Source organism: Burkholderia sp. FERM BP-3421, from assembly GCF_028657905.1.
Taxonomy (GTDB): domain Bacteria; phylum Pseudomonadota; class Gammaproteobacteria; order Burkholderiales; family Burkholderiaceae; genus Burkholderia.
Genome location: NZ_CP117782.1, coordinates 684,389 through 706,557 on the forward strand (window position 1 = coordinate 684,389; position 22,169 = coordinate 706,557).

At 68.3% G+C, this 22,169-nt stretch carries 18 protein-coding genes; 12 read left to right on the plus strand and 6 right to left on the minus strand.

What is annotated here, in order from left to right; genetic code table 11:
- Window positions 1–281: 281 nt before the first annotated feature.
- Window positions 282–1,115 (plus strand): response regulator, encoded by an 834-nt coding sequence (locus Bsp3421_RS19030; RefSeq protein ID WP_337995310.1) that lies wholly within the window; start codon window positions 282–284, stop codon window positions 1,113–1,115.
- A gap of 584 nt (window positions 1,116–1,699) precedes the next feature.
- On the opposite strand, the gene fabV is transcribed toward Bsp3421_RS19030, so the two are convergent.
- Entirely contained in the window at window positions 1,700–2,890 is a 1,191-nt protein-coding gene (fabV, locus tag Bsp3421_RS19035; RefSeq protein WP_274002412.1) for an enoyl-ACP reductase FabV, read from the minus strand.
- 543 nt (window positions 2,891–3,433) lie between these two features.
- Between fabV and Bsp3421_RS19040 the strand changes: the two genes are divergently transcribed.
- On the plus strand, window positions 3,434–4,312 hold the full coding sequence (locus tag Bsp3421_RS19040) for a LysR family transcriptional regulator (protein ID WP_274002414.1): 879 nt from the start codon (window positions 3,434–3,436) through the stop codon (window positions 4,310–4,312).
- A gap of 30 nt (window positions 4,313–4,342) precedes the next feature.
- Here the strand turns inward: Bsp3421_RS19040 and Bsp3421_RS19045 are convergent, their stop codons facing one another.
- Window positions 4,343–5,248, minus strand: a complete 906-nt coding sequence (locus Bsp3421_RS19045; protein ID WP_274002415.1) for a LysR family transcriptional regulator — start codon at window positions 5,246–5,248, stop codon at window positions 4,343–4,345.
- Between the two features lie 482 nt (window positions 5,249–5,730).
- On the opposite strand from Bsp3421_RS19045, the gene Bsp3421_RS19050 reads away from it, so the two are divergent.
- The 7 genes from Bsp3421_RS19050 to purU all read left to right on the plus strand — a co-directional run bounded on the left by Bsp3421_RS19050 (window position 5,731) and on the right by purU (window position 15,513).
- Window positions 5,731–7,524: an FAD/NAD(P)-binding protein gene (locus tag Bsp3421_RS19050; RefSeq protein ID WP_274002416.1), complete on the plus strand. Its 1,794-nt coding sequence runs from the start codon at window positions 5,731–5,733 to the stop codon at window positions 7,522–7,524.
- Window positions 7,525–7,539: 15 nt separating this feature from the next.
- Entirely contained in the window at window positions 7,540–8,364 is an 825-nt protein-coding gene (locus tag Bsp3421_RS19055) for an alpha/beta fold hydrolase (RefSeq protein ID WP_274002418.1), read from the plus strand.
- Between the two features lie 20 nt (window positions 8,365–8,384).
- Window positions 8,385–9,707 carry a hypothetical protein gene (locus Bsp3421_RS19060; protein WP_274002419.1) on the plus strand — a complete coding sequence of 441 codons (1,323 nt, stop codon included), beginning with the start codon at window positions 8,385–8,387 and terminating at the stop codon, window positions 9,705–9,707.
- 72 nt (window positions 9,708–9,779) lie between these two features.
- On the plus strand, window positions 9,780–11,639 hold the full coding sequence (locus tag Bsp3421_RS19065) for an NAD(P)/FAD-dependent oxidoreductase (RefSeq protein WP_274002420.1): 1,860 nt from the start codon (window positions 9,780–9,782) through the stop codon (window positions 11,637–11,639).
- 72 nt (window positions 11,640–11,711) lie between these two features.
- Entirely contained in the window at window positions 11,712–13,436 is a 1,725-nt protein-coding gene (gene ggt, locus Bsp3421_RS19070; RefSeq protein ID WP_274002421.1) for a gamma-glutamyltransferase, read from the plus strand.
- A gap of 21 nt (window positions 13,437–13,457) precedes the next feature.
- Entirely contained in the window at window positions 13,458–14,573 is a 1,116-nt protein-coding gene (locus Bsp3421_RS19075) for an aminotransferase-like domain-containing protein (RefSeq protein ID WP_274002422.1), read from the plus strand.
- Between the two features lie 58 nt (window positions 14,574–14,631).
- The gene (purU, locus tag Bsp3421_RS19080; RefSeq protein ID WP_274004276.1) at window positions 14,632–15,513 is read left to right on the plus strand and encodes a formyltetrahydrofolate deformylase; all 882 of its coding nucleotides are present in this window, start codon (window positions 14,632–14,634) and stop codon (window positions 15,511–15,513) included.
- Window positions 15,514–15,578: 65 nt separating this feature from the next.
- Here purU and Bsp3421_RS19085 read toward each other — a convergent pair whose 3' ends face one another.
- From Bsp3421_RS19085 to Bsp3421_RS19095, 3 genes are all read right to left on the minus strand, one after another.
- Window positions 15,579–16,655, minus strand: a complete 1,077-nt coding sequence (locus Bsp3421_RS19085) for an NAD(P)H-dependent flavin oxidoreductase (protein ID WP_274002423.1) — start codon at window positions 16,653–16,655, stop codon at window positions 15,579–15,581.
- A 56-nt stretch (window positions 16,656–16,711) separates the two neighbouring features.
- Entirely contained in the window at window positions 16,712–16,864 is a 153-nt protein-coding gene (locus Bsp3421_RS19090) for a hypothetical protein (protein ID WP_274002425.1), read from the minus strand.
- A gap of 221 nt (window positions 16,865–17,085) precedes the next feature.
- Entirely contained in the window at window positions 17,086–18,669 is a 1,584-nt protein-coding gene (locus Bsp3421_RS19095; RefSeq protein WP_274002427.1) for an acid phosphatase, read from the minus strand.
- A gap of 219 nt (window positions 18,670–18,888) precedes the next feature.
- Here Bsp3421_RS19095 and Bsp3421_RS19100 point away from each other — a divergent pair, with 219 nt between their 5' ends.
- From Bsp3421_RS19100 to Bsp3421_RS19110, 3 genes are all read left to right on the plus strand, one after another.
- The gene (locus tag Bsp3421_RS19100; RefSeq protein WP_443111567.1) at window positions 18,889–20,217 is read left to right on the plus strand and encodes a cytochrome-c peroxidase; all 1,329 of its coding nucleotides are present in this window, start codon (window positions 18,889–18,891) and stop codon (window positions 20,215–20,217) included.
- Window positions 20,218–20,300: 83 nt separating this feature from the next.
- The gene (locus Bsp3421_RS19105; RefSeq protein ID WP_274002430.1) at window positions 20,301–20,687 is read left to right on the plus strand and encodes a hypothetical protein; all 387 of its coding nucleotides are present in this window, start codon (window positions 20,301–20,303) and stop codon (window positions 20,685–20,687) included.
- Window positions 20,688–20,709: 22 nt separating this feature from the next.
- Window positions 20,710–21,177: an NUDIX hydrolase gene (locus tag Bsp3421_RS19110; protein WP_443111568.1), complete on the plus strand. Its 468-nt coding sequence runs from the start codon at window positions 20,710–20,712 to the stop codon at window positions 21,175–21,177.
- 103 nt (window positions 21,178–21,280) lie between these two features.
- On the opposite strand, the gene fabI is transcribed toward Bsp3421_RS19110, so the two are convergent.
- Window positions 21,281–22,072 (minus strand): enoyl-ACP reductase FabI, encoded by a 792-nt coding sequence (gene fabI, locus Bsp3421_RS19115; RefSeq protein ID WP_274002432.1) that lies wholly within the window; start codon window positions 22,070–22,072, stop codon window positions 21,281–21,283.
- Window positions 22,073–22,169 lie beyond the last annotated feature (97 nt).

The window sequence follows — 22,169 nt, forward strand, 5'->3', positions numbered from 1 at the left end:
AAGCCTTGGCGTGGCGGCCGGCGCGCGCGGGCGCGGGGGCTTGCCGATATTCCGGACGGCGCTGGATAATCGGGGCGCGGCTTGATTCGTTTATCGTTTGCGCGCGTAACTTTCTTTTTCCCGAGGCAGAAATGAGCTCCTTTGTCAGGCAACCGATGTTTCACCCGGTATCAGTTGTCTTTCTCGACGATAGTGCGGATTTTCTCGATGGCTTGCGGGGACGCTTCCGGGATCGGGAATTGAATCGGTTTTTCACGCGCCCGAGGGCCGCGCTCGATTTCATGACGTCGCGCGATCGCGCGGTGCCCGTGGCCCGCATCGCGGGCGCCGATTACTCGGAAGTCGAGAAGGGCGGCAGCAACGCGCTGGGGCGCGATGCGCTCGACGATGCGTCGCGCTTCGAGGAGGTCGCCGCGGTGGTGGTCGACTACGAGATGCCGGAGATCGACGGGCTGCGTTTCCTGACCTCGCTCGAGGGCGCCGTGTGCACGCGGATCCTGCTGACGGGCGCGGCGGGCGATCGCGAGGCGGTGGATGCGTTCAACGCCGGGCTCATCGACTTCTATCTGAGGAAGAGCGATCCCGGCATGCCGGGCAAGCTCACGGCCGCGCTGGCGGAGGCGAAGAAGAAGCACTGCGCGCTGCGCGGCCACATCAGCGTGCACGACATCGGCGCGACCTACTGCGATCCGCGCGTCGTTCGCCTGCTCGACGAGCGGGTCGCGCGCGGCGAGATCGTCGAATACTACTGGCGGCCCGAGCAGAATGCGGTGCTGATGTTCGACGACGCCGGGCAGGCGTCGGTGTTCGTGGCCTGGGATGCCGACGAATGGTCGTTCCAGTGCGACACCGCGGCGGATGCCGGCGCGCCGTCGCGGCTGCACCGCGGCATGGCGGAGCGGAGGATCATGCCGCTGTTCTGGCCGCATCAGGCGTACCGGCCCGAGCTGATCGGGGTCCGTTCGGCCGAGCCGCTGCCGGTGCCGGAGTGGGCGGGCGCGTCCTACTGCGTGGCGCCGCTCGACGCCGACGAGCTGGCGCCTGCGTGGCTGAGCTTCGCCGGCTGGCGGCGCGCGAAGCGCGACGCGGCGGCCGCGGACGGCGGGCGGTCGTAAGCGCCGCTCCTGCCTGCATCCGCCCGTCGTCGCGCTGAGCGCGGCGACGGGTTCCTTCGTCGGGATGCCCGGCGCACGCCGTGCCGATGCGATGCGGCGCGCGTGTCGACTTCCAGCGTGTTCGATTCGTCCAAGGCTGGCGCGCCGCGGCGCTGCCGGCTCGTCGGCACGCGTCGATATTCGGCGCGGCCGGCGCCGTGGTCGGGGCAAGCCGCATCGCATTCGCGAGCCGCACAGAGCGGCCGGCGGCGATCCGCGCGGCCGGCCCGCGCGCCGATGCGCAGCGCGCGAGCAGCCGCGGCAGGGCGGGCGTGAGCGCGACGTCTGATATCCGGGCGGGCGACTGGGCCAGCGTGGTGGTCATCGGCGCGGCGCGACCTTGGGCGCGCCGTCCGCGAGATTCGCGCATGCGGTGAAGGCGCCGCGCGCGACCCTGTCGCGCGTGCCGGCTCCATCGCGGGCAGCACCGCATCGGTGGTCGTATTCGCGCACGTCTCCGAACGTGGGGCGTCGACCGTGCCGCGTCCGATGCCGGCCAAAGGACGGTGACGCGGCCGTCGCCTCGCGCGACGTCCGCGCGCGGGTCAGACGAGGTGCCGCAGCGGCGCGTCGGTCGCGACGTCCGCGTCGTAGTCGATGCCGGGAATGTCGAAGCCGAACAGGCGCAGGAATTCGTGCTTGTAGCCGGCGAAGTCGGTCAGCTCGTACAGGTTGGCGTCGCTCACCTGGTTCCACAGCGCCTGGACCTGAGCCTGCACGTCGGCGTCGAGTTCCTTGCCGTCGGCGCGCAGGCGGCCCACCTCGTCGAGGCGCGGGTTCGCGCCGTACAGGCTGTCCAGGTACAGGCCATGAACCTGCTCGATGCAGCCTTCGTGCGTGCCGCGCGCCTTCATCACCTTGAACAGCAGCGACAGGTAGAGCGGCATCATCGGGATCGCCGAGCTGGCCTGCGTGACCACGGCCTTCAGCACCGCCACGCGCGCGTCGCCGCCGCGCGCGGCGAGCGTGTCGCGGATCGCGAGCACCTTGTGGTCGAGATCCTGCTTGGCCGCGCCGATCGAACCGTGCCAGTAGATGTCGTGCGTGATTTTCTCGCCGAGGTAGGTGAACGCGGTGGTCTTCGCGCCGGGCGCGAGCACGTCGGCCGCGAGCAGCGCGTCGATCCACATCTGCCAGTCCTCGCCGCCCATCACCGCGACGGTGGCGTCGATCTCGTCCTGGGTCGCGGGTTCGAGCTGCGTGTCGCGGATCGTCTCGCGGTCGGTGTCGAGGCCGCGCAGCTTGACGGCGCGGCCGACCGGCTTGAGCGTCGACGTGAAGGTCTCGCCCGTGCGCGGATGCGTGCGGCGCGGCGCGGCGAGGCTGTAGACGACGAGGTCCACCTGGCCGAGGTCGCGGCGGATCGTCTCGATGGTCTTCTGCTTGATCTCGTCGGAGAACGCGTCGCCGTTGAGGCTGGCCGCATACAGGCCGGCCTCGTCCGCGCGCTGCTCGAACGCGACGCTGTTGTACCAGCCGGCCGTGGCGGGCTTGTCGGCGGCGCCGGGGCGTTCGAAGAACACGCCGAGCGTTGCGGCGCCGTAGCCGAATGCGGCGCTGATGCGGGCGGCCAGCCCGTAGCCGGTCGACGCGCCGATCACCAGCACCTTCTTCGGTCCGTCGCCGTGCGGCGCGTGGGCGCGCACGTAGTCGATCTGGGCGTCGACATTCGCCGCGCATCCGGTCGGATGCGCGGTCACGCAGATGAAGCCGCGCACGCGCGGTTTGACGATCATGGGAGCCTCATGGGAGTGAGCCGGCCGGTCGGTCGGCGGGAGTGCGTGCATTCTATCCGAGGCCGCGCGGGCGGGCGCGCCGGCCCGCGCGGCGCAGCGGCGGACCGAAGAATCATGACGTCGCATGACATATATTTCTATTTCCTTTCAAAAAGAAACCCATTGTTCGCATAGTTCGCTATCATGTCGACAAACAATCATTTCTAGTCCGAGAATAATCATGAGAGACGTTCCGATTGCGTCGGCCATTGCGCCGGCGGGCGGGCGGCCGCACCGCAAGGGCCAGCGGCGCGCGCGCACCTACCGACCTCCATCGGCCGACGGCGCTTGAGTGCCCGGCCGGTCCGCCGCGCGCGCGGGTTCGCGCACGGCGCAGCGCTTCACGCTTCACTTCTCGCCGCTTTGTTTTTCCATCACCAGGCCGGTCTGGTGAGGCGAGCCTACGCGCGGCACGACCGCGCCCGTTCCCGCCCGTTTGACGAGGGCAACCCAGAGCAGGACAGCCAATACGTCATTGGCAAGCGAAAGTGACGAGGGACCAGGATGGATTTGCAGGCGTTGAAGATCTTCAAGGCCGTTGCGGACGAGGGCGGCATTGCCCGCGCGGCCACCGTGCTGAACTGTGTGCAGTCCAATGTTTCGACCCGGCTGCGACAACTCGAGACCCGGCTGGGCATTCCGCTTTTCTATCGCGTCAACGGGCGCCTCGTCATCACGAATGAGGGCTCGCAATTGCTCGGCTACGCGGAGCGCATGCTGCAGCTGGCGGACGAGGCGCGTTCGATCGTGAAGGGCGGCGGCGAGCCCGCCGGGCGCCTGCGGATCGGCGCGACCGAGGCCACCGCCGCCGCGCGCCTGCCGCGCATGCTGGCCGGGTTCCACCAGCGCTACCCGAAGGTCGACATGACGATCGAGACCGGCTCGATCGAGCAGATCACGCACGCCGTCATCGGCCATCGCCTCGACATCGCGCTCGTGCCCGCGCCGGTCACGTCCGACGAGCTGGCGGAGGAGGCGGCGTTCGACGAGGAACTGCTGCTGATCACCGACCACAGCCACCCGACCGTCACGTCGGCCGAGGACCTGCGCGGCTGCAGCTTCCTCGCGTTCCGTTCGGACGGCACGCATCGCGCACGCTTCGAGAGCTGGCTGGAAGGCGCGGGGATCAAGCCGCGCATCGTGCTGGAGTTCGGCGCGCTCGAGGTCATCATCGCGTGCGTCGGCGCGGGCATGGGCGTGTCGCTGATGCCGCGCTCGCTGATCGAGCGCCGCGACCTGACGAATGTCATCAAGTGCCATGCCGTGCTGCCGGACGTCGCGCGCAATCGCGTGCACTTCGTCTGGCGCAAGGACATCGCGCGTCACAACGCGCGCGATGCGTTCGTGCGCAGCCTCAAGGGACAGGAGCTGCGCGTGTCGTGACGCCGGCGGTGCGCCGGCGCGTCGAGGGAGTCAGGTGTCGCAGATGTCGCAGAGGTCGACGGGCGGCGCGAACAGGGCGGGCGGGGCGGCGTGGGCGCGCAGGCTGTCCGCGAGCAGGCGGTGGTCGGCGTCGTGCCGGCTGTCGCTGCGCCAGATCATCACCGTCCTGGCGAGCGCATATTTCTCGGGCAGCGGATGACACTGGATCTGATCCGTGAAGCCGAGCGTGTCGACCAGGGCGGCCGGCATGAGCGCGGCGCCGAGCCCGGCCGCGACGCAGCCGAGGATCGCCTCGGCGGTGTCGAACTCCTGCGTGCGCGACCACGGCACGCCGGCCTCGGCCATCCAGCGCTGCAGGCGGCTGCGGTACGCGCAGCCTTCGCGAAAGCCGATGATCATCGTGTTCGCGAGATCCTTGGCGCTGCGAATCACCGGGTGACGGCGATCGGTCAGCAGCACGAGCGCCTCCGCGTCGAGCTCGACTTGCTGAAGTTCCTCGTGCCGCACCGGGCCGACGACGAAACCGATGTCGAGCTCCTGCCCGAGCACGTCGCGCACGATGCTGCCGGAGGTGGCCACGTTCACGTGCAACTGCACCGCGGGATGCGTGCGATGGAATTCCGTCAAGGCATGCGGCAGCTGCAGCGTCGCCGTCGTCACGATCGCGCCGATGCGCAGCTCCGCGCAGGGCATGCCCGATCCTTTCACCATCTGCCGCGCCTCGTCGGCGAGCTGCAACAGACGCACGGCATAGCCGTGCAGCACGACGCCGCGCGGGGTCACGGTCAGGCGCTTGCCGACCCGTTCGAACAGCTGGGTGTCCAGCATGTCTTCCAGCTGCCTGATGCGCATCGATACGTTCGACTGAACGCAGTGCAGGCGCTCGGCGGCGCGCGCCACGCCGCCTTCGTCGACGACCGCCTTGAATATCTGCAATGCCCTTAGATCCATGCCATACGCCCCGCGATTTGCCCCACCCATCCATCGATGAATTTGAAATTCCTCGTAATACGGGAAATTTCCTTTATTAGGATAGTTTCATTGCTTCTAAATCTGCGGGCAACTGTTTCTTGAAAAGCGAATGCATTATCAAAAATTTGAATTATCCCCATCGGTCACCTGTAAATAGAATTTGCCTGGTGATTGATGTCGAGGGCGGATTGCCTAATTCGACGCTGATCGCGTGGTAATTGGAGGCATCCGATCCCCGTGCATTTGATAGGCCTGTAAGGTCCGTCGGGCGGGCTGGAGCGGTGCTGTCGCGAGACCAGCGCCGGGGGGAGGTTTTGTCTTTCGATTATTGAATCCGGGTGTGGTGTATATGATTAAATAATTCGGGAACAAATATGGAAAGAATTAGTGTAGCCATTGTGGGAATGGGTCAGCGCGGGCTGACGCTCCTCGAACGATTGCACGCCGTGCTTTCGCAGCGCGAACTGGATGTCGGTATTGACCTGCATCTGATCGATCCATCCACGCCAGGTCAGGGCATTCACGAATGGAGCCAGCCGGATCATTTGCTGGTCAACACCATCGCCGCGCAGATCACGATGTATTGCGACGAGTCCGTCACGGATTCCGGCCCGGTGCTGCCCGGCCCGTCCTTTCTCGAGTGGGCGCTCGATCGCGGCTACAAGAAACTGGATGGCCGCTACGTCGTGTCGGACGAGGGCGAACCGGTGGACGAGAACATGTATCTGCCGCGCGCCGTGCTGGGCGAGTACCTGACCTGGGTATACGACCGCCTGCTCGACAGCCTCCCCGACTACGTGAACGTGATCAACCATCGCCGCAACGTCGTGAACATCGTGTCGATCGATGCGCAGCGGATCGAGGTGCATCTCGACGGCGATTTCCGGATCGACGCGAACTACGTGTTCATGACGATGGGCCACAGCCTCGGCGGCAAGGACGCGTTCGACCACAAGTTCGACCGCTGGGTCGAGCAGGGCAAGGCGGGCAACAGCCATCTCGCCTATTTCAAGTCGCCGTATCCGATCACCTCGCTCAATGCGATCAGCGCGCAGGCGCGCGTGGCGATCTGCGGCACGGGCCTGACGGCGGCGGATGCCATCTCGGCGCTGACCATCGGCCTCGGCGGCCGCTTCGAGAAGGTGTCGTTCGACCGCTATCGCTACATCGCCTGCGGACGCGAGCCGAAGCTCACCGTGTTCTCGCGCCAGGGCCTGCCGGCGGGCGGCCGCGCGGTGAACCAGAAGGGCACCTACGGCCAGTACAAGGCGAAATTCTTCACACGCGATTTCGTCGACGTCTGCCGCGCGAAGAACCGCCGCGAGCGCGGCAACGAGCAGCTCGATTTCGATCGCGATCTGTGGCCGACGCTGAGAAAGGAAATGGCCTATGTGTATTCGCGTTCGGTGACGGGCGTCTGGGCCGATCCCGAGACCTATGTGCCGGAGCCCGACATCGAAGCGGCGGTCGACCTGCTGATGCTGCCCGCCGCCAATTTGACGTTCGTCGATCAGGAGGCCTATCGAAAGTACGTGCGCGGCCACCTGACCGAAGACATCGCCGACTGCTTCGGCGGCAACGTCGACAACCCGCGCAAGGCCTCGGCCGACATCCTGCGCGACATCCGCGACAACATCCGGCACGCCGTCGACTACTGCCGGCTCACGCCCGAATCGCACCGCCGCTTCCTGTCGTACTGGTGCTCGATCAGCAACCGCATCGCGAGCGGGCCGCCGAAGGAACGCAACATGGAGATGCTGGCGCTGATGGACGCGGGCGTGCTGTCCTTCTTCGGTCCCAAGCCGGAGCTGGGCTACGACGAGGACGAGCAGTGCTTCACGTTGTCGACCGACCGCTTCGAGACGCCGGCCCGCGAATCGTTCGACGTGCTGATCCGCGCCAAGGTCGACCTGTTCGAGCCCGAGACGAGCCCGTCGCCGCTGGTGCGGAACATGCTCGCGTCCGGCGCCATCACGCCGTTCCGCAACGGTGAATTCAGCCCGAGCGGCATCGAGATCACGGCGGGCGTCAACGTGATCAACCGCGACGGCGCGGTGATCCCGAACCTGTGGGCGCTCGGCTACGTGGTGGAAGGCGCGCATTTCTACACCTACGTGCTGCCGCGCCCGTTTTCCAATTCGCGCGGCCTGCAGGACGCGGGCAAGGCCTGCATGGCGATGGCCGACGACATCGAGGCGCGCTGCGAAGCAGAGCAGGCGCTCAACGCTGAAGCTGTCTGAGAGGAGACCGGAACCATGAATCGACGCAATTTCAACAGCGGGGCGATCGGCCTCGCGCTGGGCGCGCTCGCGGCCCGTTCCGCGCAGGCGCAGGATGCGTCCGCCAAGCTCCCCGCGGCCGCGCCGGGCGGAGCCAAGACCTTCGTGCTCGTGCATGGCGCGTGGTACGGCGGCTGGTGCTGGAAGAAGGTCGCGCAGAAGCTGCGCGCGGCCGGGCACAACGTATCCACGCCGACCTGCCCCGGGGTGGGCGAGGCGAAGCATCTGCTGTCGAAGGACATCACGCTCACCACCCACATCACGAGCATCGTCAACCATATCCAGTACGAAGGCCTGAGCGACGTGGTGCTGGTCGGCAGCGGATTTTCCGGCCTGATCATCAGCGGCGTGGCCGACCGGATCCCGCAGGCGCTGCGCACGCTCGTCTACCTCGATGCGCTCGTCGTGCCGAACGGAATGTCCGCGTTCGACGCGCAGCCGGCCGAGATCACCCGCAAGCGGCTGGAGCAGGTGGCGCGCGAAGGCAACGGTATCGCGATCCCGACGCCGCCGCTCAGCACCTACGACATCGTCTCGGAGGCGGACAAGGCCTGGGTCGGATCGTTGCTGACGCCGCATCCGGTCGGCCCCTATCAGGAGAAGTTCTTCCTGAAGCACCCGATCGGCAACGGCGTGCCGCGCATCTACGTCGATTGCGTCGCCCATTCGTTCGCGCCGCTCGCGAAGCTCAAGAAGGACATCCGCGCGCAGCCGGGCTGGATCTGGCGCGAGCTCGACGCGCGGCACGACCCGATGGTGACCGAGCCGGAACTCCTCAACGAATTCCTGCAATCCATCTAGGACGATAAGGAGAAGACACCATGTTGAATGGATGGCAGAAGGCCAGCGCGCTGATGCTGAGTTCGCTGCTGCTGCTGGCGGCGACGACGTTCTCGGCCGCGCTGCCCAAGCTCGCGTCGAGCGTCGGCGTGGTCGCGTGCATTCCGCTCGCGATCCTGTGCCTGTCGAAGGAGAGCCGCAAGAAGCAGACGCTGTGGTACGCGGTGGGCATCTTCGTGATCTGCCTGCCGCTGCTCGGCAGCGTCGTCGACGCGCCGCAGCTGCTCGCGGCGATGGGGCGCTTCTCGCCGGTGATGGCGCTGCTCGTCGGCGTGTCGCTGTTCCGGCACAGCCTGACGCGCTCGGGGCTCGCCGCGTTCGTGAGCAGCCGCCTGATCACGCCGCCCGATGGCGCGCGGAACTCGGTGCGGGTGGCGCTCGCGACGATGGCGCTCACGCTGTTCACGAGCCAGGGCGCGATCTCGATGATGGGCGCCGTGTGCGGGCCGCAGGTGAAGAACCGCCAGGGCATCGCGCGGATCACGATGCGCGCGTTGTGCGCATCGATGTTCATCCTGCCGACCACGGTCGCGTCGGCGTCGATCGCCGCCGCGATCCCGCACCTCGATACCGGCGCGGTGCTGCTGCTCGGCATGCCGCTCGCGCTGTTCGTGGTGGCGGGGGCGATGACGCCGCGTCTCGAGATCGACACGGGCGCCGCCAAGGCGCGCGAAGTCGACAAGCTCAAGCCGCTCGTGCTCGCGGCGATGGTGGCGGGGTTCGGCGCGATCTGCTACGTGGCCACCGGCAAGCTGACCTGGTCATTCGCGTTCGCGATGATCGCGGGCTACGCGTTCGAGCTGCTGGTGCTGTCGGGCAAGGCGGGGGCGGTGACGAAGGAAGCGCCGAAGAGCATCGACGGCATCGCGCCCGAGCTGCTGCTGCTCGCGGCGTCGAGCCTGCTGATCTTCACGATCCAGCACGTCGACCTCGCCGCGTACCTGCCGCAGGCCGTGCGTGCGCCGCTCGGCAATCCCTACGCGGTGGGCGTGCTGCTGATCGCCGTGCTGCCCGCGATCACGATGCTGGGCGTGCATCCGATGATCCTGTTCGGCATTTTCTTCCCGCTCGTGGATGCCACCGTGCTCGGGCCGACCTACGTGCAGTACCTCGCGTGGACGTCGATGTTCGTGATGTCGAACCTGCTGTCGCCCGTGTCGATCTGCTCGATCCTCGCCGCCACCAGTCTGCAGATGTCGAGCCGCGAGACCAGCTTCGTGTCGAACGGTCGCTTCTGCGCGCTCGGCATGGTGCTCGCCTATGTCTACGTGCTCGGGCTGCTGGCGCTGAGCCCGCATGGCTGAGGCCCGGCCGCGACCGTATCGGATGCGCGGCGCGCATCCCTGACCCTTACCGACATTCCATCGGATACCACCATGAAAATACTGTTGTTAGATGTGCTGGACCAGCCGCTGCAGGACGCGCTGCTCGCCGACAACGTGATCTACCGTCCGGACCTGCTGCACAAGAGCCAGGACATGCTCGCGCGCACCCTGATCGAAGGCGGCGTCGACGCGCTGATCTCGAGCGATCCGGTGCCGCGCAAGGCGATCGACGAATGGGCCGCGGCGAGCGCGGCGCCCGTCCACGTCGTGCGCGTCGTGATCCCCGATCCGAATGCGCAGGATCTGCTCGACTACGCGCCGTCGGGCGAGATCGAGGCCGGCAACAGCATGACCTTGCAGGCGGTCGGGAAGTCGCTCGGCGACGCGTACGTCAACGCTTTTGAGCTGCTCGAAGCCCGCTGGGTGCGCCACGCGCTGCGCAGCCGCGCCGAGCGCGACGAGGCGGCCGCGCCCGAGACGATCGTCGGCCGCACCACGGTGCTGCTGGTCGGCGCGGGGCTCGTCAATCTCGTGACCGGATTCCGCCTGCAGCAGGAGGGCTATGCGGTGCACTTCGTCGATGCGCGCCCGGACCCGGGCGCGGCGCATCCGTGGACGGCCTACGGCTGCACCCACGGCGGCGACGACGCGCGCATGTTCACCTTGTCGGAGATGGACAACTACAACGACCGGCAGGTGTCGCTGACGATGAACAACCTGTTCCGGCGCAGCGTGACCGAGCTGGGCTGGAACGTGCACTGGAAGGAGACGCTGTCCGACCACGAGATGCGCTGGGTGCGCGAGTTCGAGGGGATCCCGGTCTGGCTCGCCGACAAGTACAACGAGGACATCTTCGCGTTGTCGCGCGCGAGCCATCCGCGCTGGACCCGCTGGATCGACGACGACCCGGACCTGTTCTCGGCCTCGCTGCTGTGCGAGGGGATCCTGCGGCTCTATTCGGACGACGCTCAGTTCGCGGGCGCGGTGCGACGCCAGAACCGCATCGGCGCGACGCGCCAGGTGCTGACGCCGCAGGAGGTCGCGCAGCGGCATCCGGCGCTGGCCGACGCCGTGCGGGGCGGCCATATCGCAGGCGGCATCCACGTGGTCGGCTTCACGGTCAACGCGCACAAGTTCGTGCGGGGGCTGCTGCAGCGTCTGCGCGCGGGCGGCGCGGAGTTCACCTGGGGCTGCGCCGCGCAGCGCCTGGAGCGCGACGCGGAGCAGCGCGTGTGCGGCGTGCGGATCGGCGACGACGTGCTGGAAGCCGACCACTACGTGCTGTCGACGGGCGCGTACGGCGATGCGCTGCTCGGCGGCACCGAGACGAAGGGCAAGATCCACGGCGTGCTGGGCGCGTGGCTGCGGATCCCGAACCTCGAACCGGGGCTGCGCCATTCGCTGAAGCTCGCGCGCAAGGGGCACATCACCGAGGACGCGAACATCACGGTGGCGACCGACGAGCGCGGTCAGCCGATCCTCGTGATCGGCTCGGGCTACGGCCATACCGGCGTCGATCCGCGCAACATCGACCTCGCGCAGCTGCAGCAGATCTACCAGGGGCTGGTCGACACGGCGGCCAAGTATTTCCCGGCCTCGTACAGCGCGGCGACGGAGGCGGGCAACCTGCAGGACAGCTTCAAGTACTGCGTGCGGCCGTGGACCTCGTCGGGTCTCGGCGTGTTCGAGATCGTGCCGGGCGCGCGCGGCGGCCGCTGCGTGATCACGGGCGGGCACAACACGGGCGGCTTCGCGCAGGCGCCCGAGATTGCCCAGGCGGTGTTCGACGCGGTCGAGCGCCGCGAACACCCGATGCATTTCGCCTACCACCCGAACCGGCCCGGCGTGTTCCTGGGCGCTTCCGCGCCGGCGCAGCAGGCCGTCGCGCACCCGGAAGCCGCGCTCGGCTGACGGCAGGGCGCGCGGGCCGCGTTCCGGCCGCCCGCGCGCCGTCTCATATCCATTCATCAGGACTGGCAGACCATGAAGATCAGCAATGAAAACCCCACCCGGCACGAACCGGAGCAGGACGCGCGCTCGCGTGATGCGGCCGAGGAATCGCGGCGCATCATGCGCAAGCTGCAGCAGGAACCCGGTGCGCGCGCGCCGCAGGTGCTGAAGGCGGGCGCGGTGGCCGCGCCGGACCTGTACAGCGCGAACGAGGCCGAGGCGGTGCTGGCCGAGGGCGGCAACGCGGTCGACGCGGCGGTCGCGGCCGCGTTCGTGCTGGCCGTCACCTATCCGGAGGCGGGCAACCTCGGCGGCGGCGGCTTCATGACCATTTTCCACGACGGCATCCCGTACTTCCTCGACTACCGCGAATGCGCGCCGGAGAACGCGCGGCGCGACATGTACCTCGACGAGGCCGGCGAGGTGGTGCCGGGCAAGGGCGTGGTCGGCCGCCACTCGGTCGCGGTGCCGGGCACCGTGCGCGGGCTGTGGGATGCGCACCGCCGCTTCGGCTCGCTGCCGTGGCGGCGTCTCGTGGAGCCCGCGATCCGCTACGCGCGGCAGGGCTTCATCGTGCATCGCCAGCTGATCGAGCGGCGCGACGTGATGCTCGACGATTTCGAGGGCAAGACGAACTTCAAGCACTACTTCGGCAAGATGGAGGAGGGCGGCGTATTCCGCCAGCCGGAGCTGGGCACGACGCTCGAACGGATCGCCCGCTTCGGGGTCGGCGAGTTCTATCTGGGCGCGACGGCGGAGCTGCTCGTGCGCCAGCTGTCCGGCCAGGACGTGCCGATCACCAAGGACGACCTGCGCCACTACCGCACGATCTGGCGCAAGCCGCTCGTCGGGCGCTGGAACGGCTACGAGGTCGTGACCGCGCCGCCGCCCAGCTCGGGCGGGATCGGGCTGCTTCAACTGCTCAAGATGCGGGACGAGCTGGACGGCGCGTTCGCGGGCGTCGAGCACAACTCGACGCAGTACGTGCATCTGTTCTCGGAGATGATGAAGCGGGTGTTCGCCGATCGCGCCGAATACCTCGGCGATCCGGGCTTCCAGATCATGCCGGTCGACGCGCTGCTCGACCCCGCCTACCTGCGCCGGCGCGCGGCGGAGATCGACCTCGCGGTGCCGACCCGGATGGAGGCCGTGCGCCCGGGGCTCGGGGAGAGCGACGAGACCACCCATTACTCGATCGTCGACAAGTTCGGCAACGCGGTGTCCAACACCTACACGCTGAATTCGAAGTTCGGCAGCGGCGTGGTGGTGGAGGGCGCGGGCTTCCTGCTCAACAACGACATGGACGACTTCTCGGCGAAGCCGGGCGCGACCAACCGCTTCGGCCTCGTCGGCGCCGACGCCAACGCGATCGCGCCGGGCAAGCGCATGCTGTCGTCGATGACGCCCACGATCCTGACCCGGGACGGCCGGGTGGCGTTCGTGATCGGCACGCCGGGCGGCTCGCGGATCTTCGGCTCGATCTTCCAGGTGCTGAACAACGTGCACGCGTTCGACATGCCGCTCGCGAAAGCGGTCGCGAAGATGCGCGTCCACCATCAGCTGCTGCCCGTCAACACCGTGTACTGGGAACCCTATGCGCCGATCGAGGGCGCGCTCGCCGAAGAATTGATCGCGCGCGGCTACAACCTCCAGCCGCGCTTCACGAACGGCGACATCCAGGTGATCCGCGTCGCCGGCGACATGCCGGAGGCGGCGTCCGATCCGCGCGCGCGCGGCACGGTGCGGCTCGTCAACTAATCCCCGTAGAGAGGACTTCCCATGAAAACCATCGATCTGTCGCGCGGCGTGCCCGATCCCCAATCGTTTCCGGTCGATTCGCTGCGCGCGATGGCGTCGAGCGCGCTCGCGCGCGACGCGAGCCGGATGTTGCAATACGGGCCGGCGTTCGGCTATCCGCCGCTGCGCGAATTCATCGCGTCGTGGTTCGATTGCGCGATGTCGAACGTGCTGATCGGCCAGGGCTCGCTCGAACTGTTCAACTTCATCTGCGACGCGTACCTGCGGCCGGGCGACGTGGTGTTCGTCGAGCGCCCGACCTATGACCGCGCGCTCACGACGCTGCGCCAGCACGGCGTCACGGTGGTCGGCATCGAGGTAGGAGACGAGGGCGTCCGGCTCGATGCGTTCGAGCGCGAGCTGCAGCGCCGCCGGCCGAAGCTGGTCTACCTGATTCCCGATTTCCAGAATCCGACCGGCGCGTGCATGAGCCTGGAGGCGCGGCAAACCATGATCCGCTGGGCGCGCGAATACCGTTTCCTGCTCGTCGAGGACGGGCCGTACGGCCTGCTGCGCTACCAGGGCGCGCCGCTGCCGTCGCTGCGCAGCCTCGCGCCGGACCTGACGCTGCATCTGAGCTCGTTCACGAAACTGATCAGCCCGGGCGTGCGCACGGGCTTCCTGGTCGCGCCCGAGGCGGTCGTGCAGCGCGTCGCGGGCGTCGCCGAGCGGCACTACATCACGCCCGGCGTGTTCGCTCAGGGCGTCGTCGCGGCCTGGTGCGAGAGCGGCCAGCTGCCGCCGCAGCTCGACCGCCTGCGCGCGCTCTACGGGCCGCGCCTCGAAACCTGCGTGCAGGCCATCGAGCGCTACCTGCCCGGACGGCTGTTCGTGCGGCCGGAGGGCGGCTTCTTCGCGTCGCTGAAGCTCGGCGCGCGCATCGACGAGCATTCGCTGCGCTCGGCCGCGCTCGAGGCGGGCCTGGTGCTGTCGTCGGGCAGCGCGTTCTTCGACGCGCACCCCGGCTACCAGTTCCTGCGCGTGCCGTTCTGCGCGCTGAGCGCCGCCGACCTCACCGAAGGCATTCGCCGGCTCGGTGACGTGGTGGACCACCTGAACATGGCGGCGCGCGGCAGCCACGCGCATGCCGCGCTCTGACGAGGAGGAAGACGTCGTGTTGACATCAAGCCAAACCGGCGCGTCCGGCGCCGCGGCGCTGGCGGAGCCGCCCGCCGGCGTCGAGTATGCGCTGCTCGCGTCCTGTCCCGCGCAGCGCGGCCTGCTGCATCGCGTGTCGAGCGTGCTCGCGGAACTGGGCGGGCACGTGCTCGATTCCGCGCAGTACAGCGACCCGGCGTCGCGGCGGCTGTTCATGCGCATCGTGTTCGCGCTCGACGAGGGCGGCGCGAGCGAGGCCGCGCTGCGCGCGGGCATCGGCCGGCTCGAGGACGGCTCGGGCCTGCAATGGACGCTGTACGCCACGGCCGCGCGGCCGCGCGTGCTGTTGCTGGCGTCGCGGCTAGGGCACTGCCTGAACGACCTGCTGTTCCGCCACGCGAGCGGCACGCTGCCGGTCGAGGTGGTCGGCGTCGTGTCGAATCATCGCGACTTCGCGCGGCTCGTCGACGGCTACAACCTGCCGTTCCATCATTTCCCGCTGCCGCCGCACGCGTCGGCGGAGGAGCGGGCCGAGCAGGAGCAGCGCATTCTCGCGCTGGTCGACGCGCAGGACATCGAGCTGGTGGTGCTCGCGCGCTACATGCAGATTCTGTCGCCGCAGTTCTGCGATGCGCTGAAGGGCCGCGTGATCAACATCCACCACTCGTTCCTGCCGAGCTTCAAGGGGGCGCAGCCGTACGGCCAGGCGCACGCGCGCGGGGTCAAGCTGATCGGGGCGACCGCGCATTTCGTGACGCGCGAGCTGGACGAGGGGCCGATCATCGAGCAGGACGTCGCGCGGATCGATCACGCGATGTCGCCGCAGGCGCTCGCGACGATCGGCGGGGATGCGGAATGCGTGGTGCTGGCGCGGGCCGTGAAGTGGTTCGCGGAACGCCGGATCCTGCTCAATGGCAACAAGACCGTCGTGTTCCGCTAGGCGGCTGAAGCGCTGCGCGCCCGGCCCCGTTCGCGGGGCCGGGCGCGCCTGCATGGGGCGGGGGCTCAGCCGAACGCCGCGACGGTTTCCTCGGCGAGCGCATGCACGAGCGCGCCGGCCGGGATGCCGTGGTCGCGCCGGCGGCTCAGGCCCGCGGCCTGGCCGGCCCACATCGAGATGAAGTCGGGGCGGTTCGCCGCGCCCGCGGCCTTGCGGATCTCGGCTGTCAGTGCGTTCTGGATCGGATAGGCGGGCACCTCGCGCTCGAACTCGACCATGCGCTCGATGTAGTGGTTGACGATGCCGCGCGCGGGGCGGCCCGTGAAGGTGCGGCTCGTGCGCGTGGAGGTGTCGGTCGACTCGCGGATCTGCGCCTGCCACAGCGGATGGATCGGCGATTCGGCGCTGGTCAGGAAGGCCGTGCCCAGCTGCGCGGCCTGCGCGCCGAGCGTGAGCGCGGCGGCGATGCCGCGGCCGTCCATGATGCCGCCCGCGGCGATCACGGGCAGCGGCACCGCGTCGGCGATCTGCGGCACGAGGGCGAGCGTGCCGATCATGCTGGCGTCCGGATGGCCGAGGAAGGTGCCGCGATGGCCGCCGGCTTCCGCGCCCTGCGCGCAGATGATGTCCGCGCCGTTGGCGGCCCAGGCGCGCGCCTCGGCGACGCTGGTGGCGGTGCCGATCACGAGGCTGCCGGCGTCGTGCAGGCGCTTGACCGACGGGGCGTCGAGCAGGCCGAACGTGAAGCTCGCGACCGGCACCTTCAATGCGATGAGCGCCTCGAGCTGCTGGCGGAAATCCTCGCAGTAGCGCGCGAGCGGCTGTCCGGGCGCGAGGCCCAGCTCGGCGCGGATCGGCTCCAGCCGTTCGAGCGCGGCGTTGACCTCGGCCTCGCTCGGCGCGGGCGTGTCGAGCACGAACAGGTTGATCGCGAACGGCTTCGACGTGCCCGCGCGGATCGTCGCGGCCTGCGCGCGGATCGCGTCGGGGCTCAACCCGGCGGCGGCGAGCGAGCCGAGACCGCCGGCGTTGGAGACCGCGATCACCATTTCAGGCGTCGAGCCGCCGTTCATCGGGCCTTGCACGATGGGCAGGGCGATGCCGAGCCGTTGGGTCAGCGGAGTGGAAAGCGAGCGTGGCATGGTCTGTTCCTCGAACGTGAAATGAGCAATCTGACTGGAGGCGCGGCGTCGTTATTCTAGAGCCCGCCGGGCGCATCGCCGCGCGGGCCGTGTTCCCGGCGGCGCGCGGCGGCCCGCTGGTCGGCCTGGTACAGCAGCAACAGGAACTTGTAGAACAGCGAGCACGCGACCGCGGCGATGCCGATGGTGACCAGGATGGCGTCCAGCATGAAAGGCGTCTCCAGATGGGGTGGCGCGGCGCGCGAGGCGGGCGCATTAAACATGCGCATGATATGAATTTTATCGGATCCGTGGGATGAAAAATACAGATGCAGGGTTTCTCTAAACGAGAACGGTCGTCGGGCGCGGCGCGGCGGGACGAAAAAAAGGGCGGCCGGAGCCGCCCTGCGAAGTCGTGATCGTGAAGATTATCGCGGCGTCGACGCCGTGCTTACTGGCCCGTCGACAGGTTGAGCGCGTTGGTCAGGTCGCCCATCGGCTTGCCGCCGTTCGCGACCAGCGCGTCGTCGCGCTGCTTGAGGCCCGCGAGGCGCGGCAGCGAGAAGCGGCGCGTGATGAAGCGCAGAATCGACGCGGTGTCGTACGGCGTGTGGTCGACGAAGCCCTGCTTGGAGTACGGCGAGATGATGAGCGCCGGAATCCGCGAGCCCGGGCCCCAGCGGTCGCCCTTGGGCGGCGCGACGTGATCCCAGAAGCCGCCGTTCTCGTCGTAGGTGACGACCACCACCATGTTGTTCCACTGCGGGCTCTTCTGCAGATGCGCGATCACGTCGGCGATGTGCTGGTCGCCCGAGGCGACGTCGGTGTAGCCCGCATGCTCGTTCAGGTTGCCCTGCGGCTTGTAGAACGACACCTGCGGCAGCGTGCCGGCGTCGATCGCCTTGATGAACTCGGTGCCGTTCACGCCGCCGTCGAGCAGATGCTGCGCCCGGCTCGCCGAGCCGGGCGCCTGGTTCGCGTAGAAGTTGAACGGCTGGTGATGCGGCTGGAAGTTCGGCGCGGTCATGTTCGGGCCGTAGATCACGCCCGAGGTGCCGCTTTGCGCGGCCTGCAGCGCCTGGTTCCAGGCGCCGCCGTACCACGCCCACGAGACGTTCGCGGCGCTCAGCAGGTCGCCGATGTTCTGCTGCGTCTGCGGCGGCAGCGTCGTGGCCACTGCCGGATCGGCGAGCGTCGGGTCGCCGCCCGCCGGGCTCTTGTTGCCGCTCGGCTGGTACGGCGGCTGCATCGTGTTGATCGCGTAGAAGTCCGGCGTCAGGTTGCCCGAGTTCACGTACTTCGGCGGGCCGCTTTGCGCCGACGCCGGCGAGTTGGCCGCGGTCTTGAGCGACACGCCGTCCGCGTTCAGCACCGAAACCGAGCCGGCCGCCGGGCTCTTGTCGGCGTTCGCGTAGTAGGGCGCGCACGCGCAGATCAGGTACTGGTGGTTCAGGAACGAACCGCCGAACGCGCCCATGAAGAAGTTGTCCGCGAGCGTGTATTGCTGCGCGATCTTCCACAGCGGCAGCTTCGACGCGTTGGTGTTGTAGTGGCCCATCACGAGGCCGCCCGAATCGGCCCACGCGGCGAACATGTTGTTCTTGCCGCCGTTGATCTGCATCTGGTTCTCGTAGAACCGGTGGTACAGATCGCGCGTGGTCACGTTCATCGAGGTATTGAAGCCCTGCGGATCGTCGATCGCGAACGGCGCGTTCGCCAGGTTCGCGGTCATCGCTTCCGTCACGGCGGGCGTCACGCCGCTGGCGGTCAGGCCGTTCCAGATCTTCGGCAGCGTCGCGAGCGGGGTGCCATCGCGATCGAGCTGCTGCGCGCTCGCGGCCGCCAGGTTCTGCAGGCCGTTCGCGCCCGGGAAGGCGCCGTACAGGTTGTCGAAGCTGCGGTTCTCCGCGTAGATCACGACGACGTTCTTGACCGCCGTCAGGCCCGGCGACGCAATATCATCCCCGCCGCATGCGCTCAGGCCGATAGCCGCTGCCAACGCGATGGGCGTGACGCGGATCCAGGTTTTCTTCATTCGTTGTCTCTCTTGTGTACCGAGGGACCGGCGTGCTGCGCGGCCATTCGCCGGACGCGCGCTGAACTGGTTTTGACAGCCGGCTGCGCGAATTATGTAAGGCGCGTTTGACAGCGGAATGTAGTGGAGCTTTCGATAAGCTATCAATGTAATCGTCACGGAAATGACATGCGACTGACATACGCTCGCGCCTCTCTTCCCTTGACTCGTGCCGATTCGATGATGCGTCGCCTGCCTGCCCAGCTGTCCCGGATCCTTGCGCCGCGCGCCGCGCTGGGCGTGTTCGCGCTCGCCGCGGCGCTCGCCGGCTGCCATGAGCGCACACCCGACGCGCCGGTCGCGCCCGCCGCCGCCGCGGCGGCGAGCGGCGCGGCCGTGGTCAGCGACCAGCCGCAGACGCGTGCGCAGGTTTACGAAGGCGTCAGGCGAATGACGGCGCTTGGCAAGGCGATGTTCTTCGATCCGTCGCTGTCGGGCTCGGGCAAGCTGGCATGCGCGTCGTGCCACAGCCCCGAACACGGCTTCAGCCCGCCGAACGCGCTGGCGGTGCAGCTCGGCGGCGACGACCTGAGCAAGCCGGGCTTCCGCGCGGCGCCCACGCTCAAGTACCTGCAGTCGGTGCCCGCGTTCAGCGAGCACTATCACGACTCCGACGACGAGGGCGACGAGAGCGTCGACAACGGTCCGACGGGCGGCCTGACCTGGGACGGCCGCGTCGACAGCGGTGCGGAACAGGCGCGCATCCCGTTGACCTCGTCGTTCGAGATGAACAGCACGCCCGCGAAGGTGGCGCGCGCGGTGCGCGCGGCGCCGTACGCGGCGGAATTCCGCGCGACCTTCGGCGCGCGCGTGCTCGACGACGACGACGCGGCCTTCGCCGCGGTGCTGCGCGCGCTCGGCACCTTCGAGCAGACGCCCGAGGTGTTCTATCCGTACACCAGCAAGTACGACGCGTACCTCGCCGGCCGCGCGCGGCTGACGCCCGCCGAACTGCGCGGCCTGCAGGTGTTCAACGACGAGAAAAAGGGCAACTGCGCAAGCTGTCACCTGAGCCAGCGCGCGCTCGACGGCACGCCGCCGCAGTTCAGCGACTTCGGGCTGATCGCGGTCGGCGTGCCGCGCAACCGCGCGCTGCCGGTGAATCGGGATCCGAAGTTCCACGATCTCGGCGCCTGCGGCCCGGAGCGGCAGGACCTGAAGGGGCGCGCGGAATTCTGCGGGCTGTTCCGCACGCCGACGCTGCGCAACGTCGCGCTGCGCAAGAGCTTCTTCCACAACGGCATCTATCACACGCTCGAGGATGTGATGCGTTTCTACGCGGAGCGCGACACGAATCCCGAGAAGTTCTATCCGGTGCGGCACGGCGTCGTGCAGAAATACGACGATCTGCCGAAGCAGTACTGGGGCAATCTCAACACCGATCCGCCGTTCGATCGCAAGCGCGGCGATCCGCCGGTGCTGAACGAAGCCGAGATCAAGGATGTGATCGCTTTTCTGCAGACCCTCACTGACGGCTATCAAGCGGGCGCGGCCGCGCCGGCCCGCTGAGCACGGCGGCCATGCTATCCTCGTCCGCTGTCGCCCGCGCGGACCTGCCGCGCGGTGATCCGATCGCCCACGAGGAGAACCCGATGTCCAAGCGAGCTTCCCTGTCCATCCTGGCGCGCGTGCTGGCCGCCGGCGCGCTGGCCGCCGGCGCCTGTGGCGCGCACGCGCAGAACAACCTGAATTTCCTGAACGACACGCCGGTCAGCTATTTCAGCAAGGCGGACACCGCCTCGCTGACGAAGGCCGTGCAGCACGTGCGCGACGATGGCAAGGATGGCGAAACAGTCGATTGGCAGAATGATCGGAAAGGCACGCCCATCGCGGCGAAGCTCACGCCGACGACGGCCGACGACGGCGGCCGCACGTGCCGCGAGATCGTCGTCGAGATCAGCGCGAAGGGGCAGTCGATGACGCTCAAGCCGCGCTTCTGCAAGACGGCGGCGGGCCAGTGGGCGCTGCAAAAGCGCTGAGCCCGCGCGGTCGGAACGACGCATGATGCGCGCCAGCCGGTCCCGCACGTTGTCGTGCGGGGTCGTGATCCTCGATGAACAGGGCCGCGTGCTGCTTGCGCACGCGACCGAGACGACCCACTGGGACATTCCGAAAGGGCAGGGCGAGCCGGGCGAGACCGCGCAGCAGGCGGCGCTGCGCGAGCTGGTCGAGGAAACCGGGATCACGCTCGCGCCCGCGCGGCTGGTCGACCTCGGCCGCTTCGCGTACCGGCCCGACAAGGACCTGTATCTGTTCGCCGCGCGCGCGGTGTCCGCCGAGATCGATCCGTCGCGCTGCGTGTGCACGTCGTTCTTCCCGAGCCGCGCCAGCGGCGCGATGATTCCCGAGATGGATGCGTTCCGCTGGACGTCGCCCGACGAGATCGAGCGCTACGCGAGCCGCAGCCTCGCGCGCCTGTTCCGCACGCTGGTGTCGCTGGCCGACCTGCATCGCACGCTGCCCGCGTGAGCGGCGGCGCGCCGCGCCACAGCAAGAACGCCCCGGCGGCCGGCGTGGAGGCCGGCCGCCGGGGCGCGTTCGCGCGTGGGACGCGCGCTTGCCCGCTTACTCCTTACTCTTCGAGGCCCGCCATGCCGCCGACGACGGCGTTGAAGCCGCTGTCGACGTGCATGATCTCGGCCGTCACGCCGCTCGCGAGATCCGACAGCAGGAACGCGCTGGTGTTGCCGACCTGCTCGATCGTCACGTTGCGCTTGAGCGGCGCATTGTGCTCGACGAATTCGAGGATCTTGCCGAAGCCCTTGATGCCGCTCGCGGCCAGCGTCTTGATCGGGCCGGCCGAAATGCCGTTCACGCGGATGCCCTTGGCGCCGAGCGAGACGGCGAGGTAGCGGACGCTGGCTTCGAGCGCGGCCTTCGCGACGCCCATCGTGTTGTAGTTCGGAATCGCCTTCTCGGCGCCGAGGTAGGACAGCGTCAGCAGCGATGCGTCGTTCGACAGGAGCGGCAGCGCGGCCTTGGCGAGCGCCGGGAAGCTGTATGCCGAGATGTCGTGCGCGATGCGGAAGCTCTCGCGCGACAGGCCGTCGAGGAAGTCGCCCGCGATGGCCTCGCGCGGCGCGAAGCCGATCGAGTGGACGAGGCCGTCGAGACGGTCCCAGTGCTGGCCGAGCGAGGCGAACAGCGCGTCGATCTGCGCATCGTCGGCGACGTCGCACGGGAACACCAGCGTGCTGTCGAATTCCGCGGCGAATTCGGTGACGCGATCCTTGAAGCGATCGCCGACGTAGGTGAACGCGAGTTCGGCGCCTTCGCGATGACAGGCCCTGGCGATGCCGTAAGCGATCGAGCGGTTCGACAGCAGGCCCGTCAGCAGAATGCGTTTACCGGCGAGAAAGCCCATGAATTCTCCTATTGAAGCGCGCGCCCGTGCGAGTTCGGCGGGCGGCGGATGGTCATGATCGGTTTTGAGTGGGTAGAATTCTCTCACATTGGCATTC

Coding starts and splice junctions, on each gene's coding strand:
- ggt (WP_274002421.1), top strand. CDS start 11,712: ATGAAGATCAGCAATGAAAACCCCACCCGGCACGAACCGGAGCAGGAC.
- Bsp3421_RS19055 (WP_274002418.1), top strand. CDS start 7,540: ATGAATCGACGCAATTTCAACAGCGGGGCGATCGGCCTCGCGCTGGGC.
- Bsp3421_RS19105 (WP_274002430.1), top strand. CDS start 20,301: ATGTCCAAGCGAGCTTCCCTGTCCATCCTGGCGCGCGTGCTGGCCGCC.
- Bsp3421_RS19095 (WP_274002427.1), bottom strand. CDS start 18,669: ATGAAGAAAACCTGGATCCGCGTCACGCCCATCGCGTTGGCAGCGGCT.
- Bsp3421_RS19060 (WP_274002419.1), top strand. CDS start 8,385: ATGTTGAATGGATGGCAGAAGGCCAGCGCGCTGATGCTGAGTTCGCTG.
- Bsp3421_RS19090 (WP_274002425.1), bottom strand. CDS start 16,864: ATGCTGGACGCCATCCTGGTCACCATCGGCATCGCCGCGGTCGCGTGC.
- fabV (WP_274002412.1), bottom strand. CDS start 2,890: ATGATCGTCAAACCGCGCGTGCGCGGCTTCATCTGCGTGACCGCGCAT.
- fabI (WP_274002432.1), bottom strand. CDS start 22,072: ATGGGCTTTCTCGCCGGTAAACGCATTCTGCTGACGGGCCTGCTGTCG.
- Bsp3421_RS19030 (WP_337995310.1), top strand. CDS start 282: ATGACGTCGCGCGATCGCGCGGTGCCCGTGGCCCGCATCGCGGGCGCC.
- Bsp3421_RS19075 (WP_274002422.1), top strand. CDS start 13,458: ATGAAAACCATCGATCTGTCGCGCGGCGTGCCCGATCCCCAATCGTTT.
- Bsp3421_RS19085 (WP_274002423.1), bottom strand. CDS start 16,655: ATGCCACGCTCGCTTTCCACTCCGCTGACCCAACGGCTCGGCATCGCC.
- Bsp3421_RS19065 (WP_274002420.1), top strand. CDS start 9,780: ATGAAAATACTGTTGTTAGATGTGCTGGACCAGCCGCTGCAGGACGCG.
- Bsp3421_RS19100 (WP_443111567.1), top strand. CDS start 18,889: ATGATGCGTCGCCTGCCTGCCCAGCTGTCCCGGATCCTTGCGCCGCGC.
- Bsp3421_RS19110 (WP_443111568.1), top strand. CDS start 20,710: ATGATGCGCGCCAGCCGGTCCCGCACGTTGTCGTGCGGGGTCGTGATC.
- Bsp3421_RS19040 (WP_274002414.1), top strand. CDS start 3,434: ATGGATTTGCAGGCGTTGAAGATCTTCAAGGCCGTTGCGGACGAGGGC.